We start from the raw sequence: 12,305 nt of genomic DNA, 5'->3' as shown, positions 1-12,305 counted from the left end.
TGAGGTCATAAATTTTGTCACAATTTTGGAGGGGTAATAATGCGTACTCGCAGTTTTTCCTACTGGTTATTCCTTACACCGGTTCTAGTATCGCTATTTCTTGTCGTACTCGTGCCACTGGCACTTGGTGTATTTTACTCATTTACGGACTGGAATGGAATTCAAACAACCGCTTTTGTTGGTTTTCAAAACTATATTGGTATATTCCAAGAAAAAGAATTCATGGACGCTTTGTGGTTCACAGTTAAGTTTTCTATCGTATCGATTATTTTAATCAATGTGATCGGTTTAGTTTTAGCCTTAATTGTAACCTCAAAAATTAAATCAAATAATATCTTACGTACAATCTTCTTTATGCCAAACTTGATTGGTGGACTGATTTTAGGGTTCATTTGGCAGTTTATTTTCACGAAAGCATTTAACGCAGTTGGTGTGGCCCTTGGCTATGAAGGTTTACAAGGCTGGTTGTCGACTACAAATACTGGATTCTGGGGATTAGTCATCCTGATGAGCTGGCAAATGGCCGGTTATATCATGATTATCTATATTTCGTATCTTGAGGGTGTTCCAGAAGAATTAACTGAAGCTGCCGAGATTGACGGGGCGAGCTATTTCCAAAAACTACGCGCAATCATATTCCCGCTCGTAGCACCGGCATTTACCGTTAGTATGTTCTTGACGCTGTCCAATACGTTTAAATTATATGATCAAAACTTAAGCTTAACAGCTGGGGGACCTTATAACTCCACACAAATGGTCGCCATGGAAATATTCCAGACTGCATTTAAGGAAAGCGATATGGCTTATGCCTCTGCAAAAGCAGTTATCTTTTTCTTGATTGTCGCATCTATCAGCTTGACACAAGTATATATCAACAAGAAAAGGGAGGTTGAATTGTAATGCGCAGAAAGCATAACTGGCCCATAGAAATAACTGGGATTGTATTAGCCTTAATTTGGCTCTCCCCTTTCTATATCATGATTGTTAATTCGCTTAAAACAAAAAAAGAAATGTTTACGAATGTCTTAAGCCTTCCGGAAGCATTTAATTTTGACAACTATGTGGAGGCGTACGAACAACTGGATTTCTTGAAAACACTATTTAATTCCGTGTTAATTACAGTTGTAAGTGTAGGTCTGATTATTATCTTTTCTTCAATGGCTGCATATGCTCTCTCACGGAATAAAAGTAAGATGAGTACGTTTTTATTCTTTATTTTCGTGGCAGCTATGCTGATTCCTTTCCAATCCGTCATGATTCCATTAATTACGGTATTTGGGAAATTTGAAATGCTGAATCGTGCTGGCTTAATCTTTATGTATATTGGCTTTGGTTGCAGCTTGTCGATTTTCTTGTATCATGGAACATTAAAAAGTATATCCCAATCGCTTGATGAAGCGGCTACTATAGATGGAGCTAACAAATGGCAAATCTTCTGGCATATTATCTTCCCAATGCTAAAACCAATTTCTATTACAGTCGGTATTTTAAATACGATCTGGATTTGGAATGACTATCTATTGCCGTCCCTTGTCATCAACCAGGAAGGAATGCAGACTCTTCCATTGAAAATGTTCTTCTTCTTTGGGGAATATACAAAACAATGGCATCTTGCTCTAGCCGGGTTAACTTTAGCCATTATTCCTGTCATCATTGGATATTTCTTTGCACAAAAACAAATTATTAAAGGGGTAGCTGAAGGTGCAGTGAAATAGGATTTACGAATTGAGGGGTGGCTCTGATGGATGTAACAATTAAAGATGTTGCTCGAGAAGCGAATGTAGCACCGTCAACTGTGTCAAGAGTCCTGAAAGATAGCCCGCATATCAGTCTTCAAACAAAACGGAGAGTCCGGGAAATCATGAATCTGATGGGGTATACCCCTAATTTTCAGGCTCAAAGCTTAGCTGGGAAAAGTACACAGGCTATAGGAGTAATTATGCCTGACACTGCCTATCAAGCATTTAAAAATCCTTTCTTCTCAGTCGTTCTACGTGGCATTAGCCGAAGTGCGAATGAACAAAAATATGGTTTGTATTTATCAACCAGTTTTACTCAAGAAGGTATCTATGAAGAAGTTGTTTCCATGGTTCAAGGAAAAAGGGTCGACGGGTTAATACTCTTGTATTCACGTAAAAATGATGAAGTGATTGAGTTTTTAAAGCAAGTTAATTTCCCATTCATCGTAATTGGAAGACCCTTGATGCATGAAAAAAGTATTACCTATGTGGATAATGATAATGTGACAGTTGCTAAAGATGTTACAAAGTATTTGATAGAGATGGGACACAAGAATATTGCATTTATTGGAGGAAATGAAAACTTTGCTGTTACGATTGATCGTTTAAAAGGATACAGGGAGGCGCTGGAAGAGAGTGGACTACCATTTTGCAGGGATTATCTGATTGACGAACATCAATTTAATGATAAAGGTTTTGAATCACTAAAGAATCTAATTAACTACAATCCCATGCCAACAGCTATCATTGCCCAAGATGATTTGACCGGATATGAAATATTAAGTTATTTGGAAAAACTCAATATCCATGTACCAAGAGACCTTTCCATTATCGGCTTTAATAACCAAATTCTTTCTCAGCATTCGAGACCGCCACTGACATCAATAGAAATACATATATCTCGCCTTGGTATTGAAGCAACAAAAAGTTTAATTGAAAAGATAAAGGATCCAAACACATTTCCAAAGAGAGTGACGGTTCCAACACAATTTATTGAACGGGAATCTTGCAGAAACATAAAGTGAATTTTAAAGCTGTCCAATCATTCAACCGAGTAACTGATTGGACAGCTTTTGTTATGGAGATAAAGAAATACAATACGTTTAGGCGCTTATCCTATTTTAATAGTTAGGGAGATGTATGCTATATAACTAAAAAATATGGAAAGGGGAAATCGCCTCAATTAAGTGCTGTTTTCGCTCAATTATTATGGAAAATCGCTCAATTATATTCAAGGAAAGCTATAGAATAAGATTATTTCTTATCTGTTTGGCTAATAAATGGCTGTTTTGAGCTTTTTTTATTGAAATAAGCATGTAAAAGACTTGATTGAATACAGATGAATGGTTAATAACATCATTTATAGAAAAAATCGATTCAAGCAAGCTATGAATAAGCTGAATCGATACTTTTTCAATTAATATTGAGTAACTCTTGAAGCTTGAGTAGCTTTTTTACCATGAGCTACATAATAAAGGCCTATAGCTATAAACGAGATAACAGCCATTGTTAAATAAAGCCCACTATAACCGGAAACCGGAATATAAAATCCTTGAACAAATGGTCCGATCCCGATCCCAATGTCATACATGACAAAGAATGTGGAGGTGGCGAGCCCAATCCGGTGGGGAGACGTCATTTTGATTGCTACAGTTTGTGCACTGGATTGAAAAGTGCCAAGCCCTACACCGATTATAGCGCCTGCTAAAAGCAATGTAATACTGTGGCTTGTCTGACTTAAAACGATCAACCCGATTGTGTATAAAATTAGAGAGGGGTAGATTACTGTATTTTCACCGTATATATCAAACCATTTTCCCGTAAATGGACGCGTCAGTATTAGACAAATAGAATACATGACAAAGAAGAAGCCTGCTGTCGATACTAAATTAAGCTCCTGAGAATAGGAAGTTAAATAAGATAATATACTGGAATATGTAAATCCAATGACCCCAGCTGTAATAGCAATAGGCAGTGCGGCCAGCTCAAAGTAGTCACTTATTTTATGACCTTTCATCGACTTGACTTGCTCAGCTGTAAATTGCATCTTTGGAACATTCAAGAAGAGCGTGAAGATGAAACTTAACGAAGCAAAGACAACGGCAACCGAAAAGACAATTGTATAAGAAAAGGAATTGCTGATCATTAAGCCTAGAAATGGTCCAATAGCCATTGCCAGGTTTGTACTCATCGCGAAATATCCCATACCTTCCCCTCTTCTGGATAAAGGTAATATTTCAGCCACAAGTGTTCCTGTAGCGGTTGATGCGAAACCAAATGAAATACCGTGGATTAATCGAACGATTAGTAAGAGTGCAAGGCTCGACGCCATAAAATAGAGAATAGTTGCTGCTAAAAATAAGGCTAGACTGATCGTAAGCATTTTTTTTGCACCGACCAGGGCAATTCTTTTGCCAGCAATAGGCCTAACTAGCACAGCTCCGATAACAAATATACTTGAAGCGAGTCCGGCTATACTTTGGCTCGTATGAAAAGTAGTAATTGTATAAAGTGTTAAAGTAACCATTAAGCTGTAAAATGTTAAAAAGATAAATAAATTAGCTGAAGAGATTAATAGGAAGTTTTTTGTCCAAAGTCTTGGTTTCTCCATTTGTAGTCACGTCCTTATTCATGCTGTAATTGATGCTGCATTTTGCCAAATATCTTCATCATAATTTTTATTTCATCCTCTGATACACTTGACATTACTTTTTCTTCAAATTCACTGACATGGTGTATGCAGGTGATATAAATTTCTCTTCCTGCCTCTGTTAATTGAATTCTTTTTTCCCGTTTATTATCGCTTGGAATCTGCTCGATAATATCCCGCTCTTGCAGTCTGGTAACGGTTCTTGTAATAGTGGGTTTTTCCACATTCAAATAATTACTAATATCCACGAGGGTGGATGGTCCATAGTGCTTTAAATAATAAATAATAGCCCATTGTGAGTGGAATAAATCATGCTTGGCTAATTGATCATTCAATCGTTTTGTAAATAATCGAGCTGTCTGCAAATATTGATGAAAAAAATACTGGTGCCCGGAAATAGACAATTGTACCACCACCTCGAATATAGTTACCTAGGTAACTATACGCCGGTGTTGATCATAAATCCAGTAAAAAGCACCAATAAATTCATTTGGATTATTGTTTCTTCAAAATTAGTGTAAATACACTAGAGATGGGGAATAAAATGATGAGATAATTGAGATTAACAGATAAGGGATTAGGAGGTGAAGAAGAAAATTCAAACATAGGAATTAAATGAAGTGTGATCCAAAATGTTTTATATTTTTTTAAAATCCTCGTCTTAATGGAATAGCTTACTAGTTTTCATTACAGAGGCTAGCCTAATCTTTACATATCTAGTTTTTCTATCTGCATGTATCTATTTTGAATTGAAGGAGTAGGGTCTATGGGTGAATTATTTCAGTTACTAAAAAAAGGAAATACAAGCGCAATTACAGCAGCAATCGTCAACTTAGTGATATCTATTATTAAAGGTGCAGCTTATATGTTTACTGGTAATGTGGCATTATTCGCGGAGACACTTCATAGTTTGGGAGATTCAGCTAACCAATTCTTTGTGTTTATTGGGTCAGCGTTAAGTAAAAAAGCACCGACCGAACGTTTTCCCAATGGATTTGGCCGCTTGGTAAATTTGGTTCTTTTGGGAGCGGTATTAATAGTAGGAATCATGTCTTATGAAACGATAAAAGAAGGATATATGCATATTTTACACCCTAGTGAATCTAGTTATTTTTGGGTGAGTATCGGTGTTTTAGCCATCAGTGTAATTCTCGAAGTTTTTGTTTTAGTTAAAGCAATGAAGGAAATTATGCATGAAGTCGGAGTGGAAGCGAAAGGCTTGTCTTTCTTATATAAAAGCTTCACCTATTTTGGTAAAGCGAAGCCTGCAACTAGGCTAGTGTTTTTGGAAGACCTAGTTGCTACTTCAGGTGGGGTTTTAGCGATCATCGCGATTGTCATATCACATTTAACAAACCTACACGCAGCTGAAGGAATTGCCTCCATTCTTATCGGCATGATGATGTTATTTGTAGTTGGTAAAGTATTCTTCGACAATGCAGCAGGTGCCCTTGGTGAAGCTGATGAACTGATGGAGCAATATATTGGCGATCTGGTTCTTCTTGATAAAGATATCAAGGATGTTCAGAAGGTAGTCGTAATTAAAGAGGGCGAGGATTTTCATGTAGAAGTCTGTGTCGAAATTGATCTGTCTTTAACGGTTGCCGATATGGACGATATTAAAGATCGTCTTAAAAAGCAAATCTTAGCGGAAAAGGGCGTTGTTGATGTCATGATCGAATTCGATGAAGACGATGGCCTGGTAAATTGGAACCAAGCTGAGAAATTGCCAGCAGAATAAAAACAAAGCGCTTGATGACGGGTATATGTCTCAAGCGCTTTTGTTTTTAATTATTTAGCTGTGGCATATCCAATTTATATAGTTTTGTATAATGGGGCATCATTTGAAGAAGTTCTTCATGAGAACCGTTCATACTGATTTCCCCGTCTTGAAGAAACAGAACTCTATCCATTTTTTCCACACCCATTAAGTGATGGGTAATCCAGATCATTGTTTTACCATTTAACGTCTTAAATATGGTTTCAAGGAGGCTGCGTTCGGTTTGCGAATCAAGACCGACAGTTGGTTCATCTAGAATAACAATCGGATTTTTTTGTAAAAGTATTCTCGCAAGCGCAATACGCTGACGTTCTCCGCCTGAAAAACGCCCTCCCAATTCATGCATACGCGTTTGATACCCATTTGGAAGAGATTCAATATAATCATGCATCCTAACTAATTTAGCAGCTTCATATACCTCTTCATCGCAAGCATTTGGATTGCCCAGCCGTATATTATTCATAACGGTTGTATCAAATAAATGTGGTTTCTGATGGAGTACAGAAATGAAGCTTGTAATTTGAGAATCTAAAAGAGAAATATCTTTATTTCCTATACTGATTTTTCCTTGATTAGGTTTATATGCACCTAATAAAAGCTTTACGATTGTACTTTTCCCCGCTCCGCTTTTACCCAGCATCGCAATTTTTTCGCCAGGCTGAATGGTAAAGTTTAAATTATTCAATACCTTCTCGTCAGTAGAAGAATAAGAAAAACTAATCTGATTAAAGGTGATAGGCAATGCAGTTTGTGCCTTCAAATCATCAAATTCGCTCGTGTTTTCATTGTTTGTTAATCCTATTAATTCTTTTTCTTCCTGTAAGCCATTCATTCGCTCCAATGAACTTTTATAACTGGAGACCTGGCTAACAGCATCGGATAATGGGGCGAAAGCATCGACTAATGGGAACACTACTAGAATAAAAGCTGCAATCCAAATAGGAGAGAATTGTTCGGCTTCTACCTGTAAGGTAATCCAGCAGGCAAGTGCCACAATAATAACCAATATGACAGCTTGAAAGAGAAAATTACGTTTTCGTTGAAATAGATTGATCTTTGCTTCAAGTACATCAACCTTTTTTTCATCTTTTTCATAACATTCGATAAAATCGGACTGTCTGCCACTAATCATCCAATCACCAATTCCCATAACAGCATCTGTCAGAGATTGATATAGTCCGTTTCTTGCATTTTTCATTTGTGCATGTCTTGCACGCGTCACTAATAGTGATACGAGAGGGAACAAAATAATCAGGACGAATAACAATAGAAACATTAGAAGCGCAAAAGGAATAGAAAAGAATCCTAATGCCAAGACAATTAACATATATAAACCGATGCTTATGATAGACGGAAAGATTGTCTTAATATATAAATCTTGAAGATGCTCAATATCATCAGCCATCACACCAAGCAAATCGCCGGTTTTATATCGGGATTTGAAATCTAAAGCATCTGGTTCAAGTGTCCTATATAAACGGACCCGCATACTCGATAGTATTTTTAAAACAAGGCTATGGCTGCTTAAGCGTTCAGCATAACGAAAGGCTGGCCTTGATACTCCAAACAGCCTTACCAAGACAATCGGTACATACACAAGGAGGATGTTTTCTGGTAAAGTGGCAGATTTGGATATTAAATAGCCAGATGTAAACATTAAAGCACCTGCGCTAAAGAACGTGCCAACACCAAGTACAATTACGATAGTTAAGAGCCACTTATTTTGGGATAAATAAGGACCAACCCAAGAGTTATTGAGAATGGAGATAGAGTCTTTTTTCTTAGCCATGGTGCACCTCATTTCCCCCTATGTGTTCTTTAATTAATTGATAATAATGGCCTTCTTTTTTTAATAGCTCCTCATGACTTCCGATTTCAACGATACGCCCTTGATCTAAAACAATAATTTGGTCCATGTCTGTCATCCAATGAAGTCGATGAGTCGCAAAGAATACAAGATGATCGTCAAATAAAGGAACGATATTTTGCTTTAATTCATATTCCGTCTCTATATCAAGGTGAGCAGTTGGCTCATCAAACAAGAGAATTTTTCTATTTTTATCAAGGAATGCCCGTGCTAAAGCAACTCGTTGTTCCTGACCGCCACTCAGCATACGACCGCTTTCTCCAATCTGTTCATCCAATCCATTTGGTAGGGAATCAACAACTTCTTTTAATCCTGCTCGATCAATAGCCAACTGAATTTCCTCTTCACTGGCGTTTGGAGTGTAAAATGTAATATTGTTTCGCACAGTATCATTAAATAGATAAGGATGCTGTGGAATATATAGCAATTGATCCTGCCAGCTCATTTCTTTAAAAGAGGAATAGGAATGATTGTTAATAGTAACTGTGCAGGATGTAGGGTTTAAAAATCCGCCCAGTACATCAATTAAGGTAGATTTTCCGGCACCGCTTGCGCCAATAATACCGATTTTTCCGTATCCCTTCCATGAAAATGATAGATCATTCAGAGCGGATTGATTGGATTCCATGTGTTGGACTGTCAAGTTGCTAATGGTTAAGGAATCCTGATTTGACCAAGTAGAGAATGTTGTATTTTGTTTTTGTTTTAGATCAAGCGGCCAATTAATAATCCGTTGAATAGCAGACATACTGTTTTTTCCGTCTAAAGTAGCGTGGTAATCTGTTCCGAAGTCCCGAATCGGTAAAAAGTATTCAGGAGCAAGGATTAATACCGTAAGTGCCGGTCCTAATAAAATTGCACCTTCCATAAGCCGAACACCCAGGAATAAGGCGACAATAGCGACTGAAAGGGAGGTGAAGAAATCGAGCGCGAATGTTGAAAGGAATGCAATTCGCAGTGTCCCCATCGTTGCTTTTCGGTAACGTTCACTTACGTTTTTGATATTTCGATCGTACTTTTTACTTAAGCCCAGAAGTCGTAAAGTTTCCAAGCCACGTAAGGAATCAACAAAATGGTTGGAAAGGACTTGATAGGATTCATATTGTTTATCAGCCTTACGCTTTGCTGCAATCCCAAGCATAGCCATAAAGAATAAAAGAATAGGGAGTACAATGATTACAATTCCCGCAGAAGTCAAATCAAGCGTCAGCATAAACCCTACAATTAACAGAGGAATCAGGAACATACTCATCATCTTGGGCAAGAAAAGCTTTAAATACGTTTCAACCTGGGAAACACCTTCTAAAGCCATTGTTACTAAGCTTCCTGTCCCTTCGGATTGGGTGAATCGAGGACCCAATTCAAATAATTTCTTCAATAATTCTTTTCGCATCGCTGTCCCTGATTCGGAGGCAAAGCGATCCATCCATTTATCACGAATAAAAGTCAAAAGGTGGCGTACCAAAAAAGCTAATACGAATAAAAGGAAGGGGATAAGCTGTTCAGACAGCTTTTCCCCATTAAATAAGTTTGTAATCCCTTCAGCAAGGTAGATGGCCTGAATAATAATGGCAATCCCCTGTAATAAAGAAATCACGAATAGGAATGTCATGGTGCTCTTTATTCCTTTTATAGTTAAAATCTCTTTGTTTATCATTAATGACTCACCGGTTCCTTATCAGAAATACGCTTTCTGAATACATAGTAGCTCCATATTTGATAGCCAAGAACGAAGGGAAGTAATATTAATGCTACGATGGTCATCACCTTAAGGGTATATGGTCCACTGGAAGCATTCAATATAGTTAAGTTATATTCGGAACTAATTGAACTGACCATTACTCTTGGGAACAGACCAACAAATAACATCGTAACAGTAAATAGCATAGTTGAAGCCGTCATAGTGAAGGCTAAAGCTTCCCTTTTCTTTGCTGAGAATACATAACCTAATACGGTTGTTACAACTGCACCGAGCAGGAATAATGGTGTAGCGAGCGGCCGTACTTCAAATAAGTCTGTCATTGTATAGGTTAGTACGGCGAAAACTATAAGACCTGCTAATAGAATTAAATATATTTTTGATACTAAAGAACGTGCACGATCACGAATCTGCCCCTCTGTCCGAATGCCGATGAATGTTAAACCATGCACAAGGCATAACACAATCATCGCGATTCCGCCAACAATGGAGTAGGGGTCAAAGTAATCTCCAAAGCTAGCATACATATTTTTGGATGCATCAATTGGCATTCCACGTACAAGGCTAGTAAAAAGAACACCCAATACAAAAGCAGGTATTATACTGCCGACAAATATCATCCAATCCCAGAAACTGATCCACTTTTCATGGACTTTATGTCTGAATTCAAAAGCAACTCCTCGTACAATTAAGGCCAGCAGGAATAAAACAAATGGTAGATAGTACCCACTGAACATGGTTGCGTACCATTCAGGGAATGCCGCAAAAATAGCACCGCCTGCAGTAATCAACCATACTTCGTTTGCATCCCAGAAAGGCCCGATGGTAGAAACCAACTGATCCCGCTCTTTTTGATTACGCGCGAGAAAACGAGTGGACATTCCCACGCCAAAGTCAAAGCCTTCAAGAATAAAGAAACCAATAAATAAAACAGCTACAAGGATAAACCATAACTCATTTAGACTCATGCTCCAAAGGCCTCCTTGTCAAATAAATCTACATCTGGTTTTGTATCAGTGGTTTGGTATGGTCCTTTTTTAATTTGTTTCACAATAAGAGTGATTAATACGACAGCAAGAACAGTATAGGCCCCCAAAAATACAATAATCGATGTTAACAGCTGTCCTGCAGTAACATTAGGGGATACGGACTGTGCAGTCGTATATAATCCAAAGACTGTCCAAGGCTGCCGGCCAATTTCAGTCATAATCCAGCCAGCTGTATTGGCGATAAAAGGAAGGGCTATTGCTCCAACCATTGCTTTTAAATAGAGTGATTGATTTATTAGGTTATTTTTCTTGATAAATAATAGTCCTAAGGCTGCTAAGCCCATAATAATAGCACCAGCGAAAACCATAATGCGGAAGCTCCAATAAACAGCTCCTACCGGCGGGATATAATCGCCTTCACCATAAAGCTCTGTGTATTTCTCCTGGAGTGTATTCATTCCTTCTACAGATCCCTCAAAGCTATTATAGGCTAAGATACTTAAAGCATAAGGGATTTCAACAGACCACTTGTTTTCACGGGTTTCTTCATCAATATTAGCAATTAGCGACCAGCTTGCCGGGTCACCGCTATCTTCCCATAAACCTTCACTGGCTGCCATTTTCATAGGCTGTGAGGACATTAAATGCTGTGCCTGCCAGTGACCAGTAAATGCGATTCCAAGTCCTGAGATCATCGCCACAATCATAGCGATTGTAAATGATTTCTTAAATACATCTAAGTTTTGCTTTTTCAATATTTTAAATGCACTGATCCCAGCTACTACGAAGGCTCCGGTTGCAAAAGCCCCAAAGACCGTATGTGGAAATTCAACAAGCAGCTGAGGATTTGTGATAAATGCCCCGAAATCATTTAATACAGCTTTGCCATTCTCAATCGCAATCCCAACTGGTTCCTGCATAAAAGAGTTCGCAGCGAGAATAAACAAGGCAGAAAAAATGGTACCGATTGATACAAGCCATATAGATAGTAAATGAACCCATCTTGGCAATCGGTCACGCCCAAACATCCATACACCAATGAATGTGGATTCTAAAAAGAAAGCCAGTAAGGCTTCAATAGCCAATGGAACACCAAATACATCTCCGACAAAGCGGGAGTATTCTGACCAGTTCATTCCAAACTGGAATTCTTGGATAATTCCTGTAACTACTCCGACAGCAAAAGAGATGAGAAAGATATTTCCCCAAAACTTTGCCATGTCCAAATAAATTTCTTTTTTCTTAAAAAAATACAATGTTTCCATAATAGCAACTAAAAATACCAATCCAATGGATAGTGGTACAAAGAAGAAGTGATAGATTGTAGTTGCTGCATACTGAAACCTAGCGAGATCCAATACTTCCATTTAACTGTTCACACCTTTCAATTCTTATGCATTGTTCATTCATTCACAAAACAGACGAAAAAAAACCATTTATAAAGTGCTGTCACCTCTATTATAAAAGTAACTAATTATTTTTGCGTGAATGAAGAGTTGGCTTAAATAGTTTAAATTGTTTAGTAGGTTATCCCTATGTATATATTAATAATTAGTTAAATTTACAATGACCTTGTTTATA

The 12,305-nt window shown here is 37.7% G+C and carries 10 protein-coding genes; 4 read left to right on the top strand and 6 right to left on the bottom strand.

Annotation, left to right across the window (positions count from 1 at the left end):
• The first annotated feature begins 39 nt into the window (after positions 1-39).
• From A8L44_RS09430 to A8L44_RS09420, 3 genes are read left to right on the top strand one after another with little or no spacing between them, the layout of a single operon-like run.
• A complete protein-coding gene (locus A8L44_RS09430) occupies positions 40-900 on the top strand; it encodes a carbohydrate ABC transporter permease (RefSeq protein WP_066104758.1) in 861 nt (286 codons plus the stop codon).
• Complete coding sequence (locus A8L44_RS09425; RefSeq protein WP_066104755.1) at positions 900-1,715, top strand: carbohydrate ABC transporter permease; 816 nt, start codon at positions 900-902, stop codon at positions 1,713-1,715. Before A8L44_RS09430 ends, A8L44_RS09425 begins: the two co-directional genes overlap by 1 nt.
• A gap of 26 nt (positions 1,716-1,741) precedes the next feature.
• A complete protein-coding gene (locus A8L44_RS09420; RefSeq protein ID WP_066104749.1) occupies positions 1,742-2,764 on the top strand; it encodes a LacI family DNA-binding transcriptional regulator in 1,023 nt (340 codons plus the stop codon).
• Between the two features lie 392 nt (positions 2,765-3,156).
• Here the strand turns inward: A8L44_RS09420 and A8L44_RS09415 are convergent, their stop codons facing one another.
• Both A8L44_RS09415 and A8L44_RS09410 read right to left on the bottom strand, forming a co-directional pair.
• Positions 3,157-4,350: an MFS transporter gene (locus A8L44_RS09415; protein ID WP_066104746.1), complete on the bottom strand. Its 1,194-nt coding sequence runs from the start codon at positions 4,348-4,350 to the stop codon at positions 3,157-3,159.
• A gap of 14 nt (positions 4,351-4,364) precedes the next feature.
• Complete coding sequence (locus A8L44_RS09410; protein ID WP_175354269.1) at positions 4,365-4,793, bottom strand: MarR family winged helix-turn-helix transcriptional regulator; 429 nt, start codon at positions 4,791-4,793, stop codon at positions 4,365-4,367.
• Between the two features lie 362 nt (positions 4,794-5,155).
• On the opposite strand from A8L44_RS09410, the gene A8L44_RS09405 reads away from it, so the two are divergent.
• Positions 5,156-6,130, top strand: coding sequence for a cation diffusion facilitator family transporter (locus tag A8L44_RS09405; protein ID WP_066104742.1), 975 nt, complete (start codon positions 5,156-5,158; stop codon positions 6,128-6,130).
• Between the two features lie 46 nt (positions 6,131-6,176).
• Here A8L44_RS09405 and cydC read toward each other — a convergent pair whose 3' ends face one another.
• The 4 genes from cydC to A8L44_RS09385 are packed head-to-tail and all read right to left on the bottom strand — an operon-like array spanning position 6,177 to position 12,091.
• Complete coding sequence (cydC, locus tag A8L44_RS09400; protein ID WP_066104739.1) at positions 6,177-7,958, bottom strand: thiol reductant ABC exporter subunit CydC; 1,782 nt, start codon at positions 7,956-7,958, stop codon at positions 6,177-6,179.
• Positions 7,951-9,690, bottom strand: a complete 1,740-nt coding sequence (gene cydD / locus A8L44_RS09395; RefSeq protein WP_217491082.1) for a thiol reductant ABC exporter subunit CydD — start codon at positions 9,688-9,690, stop codon at positions 7,951-7,953. Before cydD ends, cydC begins: the two co-directional genes overlap by 8 nt.
• Before the next feature lie 2 nt (positions 9,691-9,692).
• Entirely contained in the window at positions 9,693-10,703 is a 1,011-nt protein-coding gene (gene cydB, locus A8L44_RS09390; protein ID WP_066104733.1) for a cytochrome d ubiquinol oxidase subunit II, read from the bottom strand.
• Positions 10,700-12,091: a cytochrome ubiquinol oxidase subunit I gene (locus A8L44_RS09385; RefSeq protein WP_066104730.1), complete on the bottom strand. Its 1,392-nt coding sequence runs from the start codon at positions 12,089-12,091 to the stop codon at positions 10,700-10,702. The genes cydB and A8L44_RS09385 overlap by 4 nt, the downstream gene beginning before the upstream one ends.
• Between the last annotated feature and the right edge of the window lie 214 nt (positions 12,092-12,305).

Source organism: Bacillus sp. FJAT-27986, assembly GCF_001685035.1.
Lineage (GTDB): Bacteria > Bacillota > Bacilli > Bacillales > Pradoshiaceae > Pradoshia.
The sequence above is the reverse complement of the archived record's forward strand: the minus strand, read 5'-3'. Positions and strand labels throughout refer to the sequence as shown.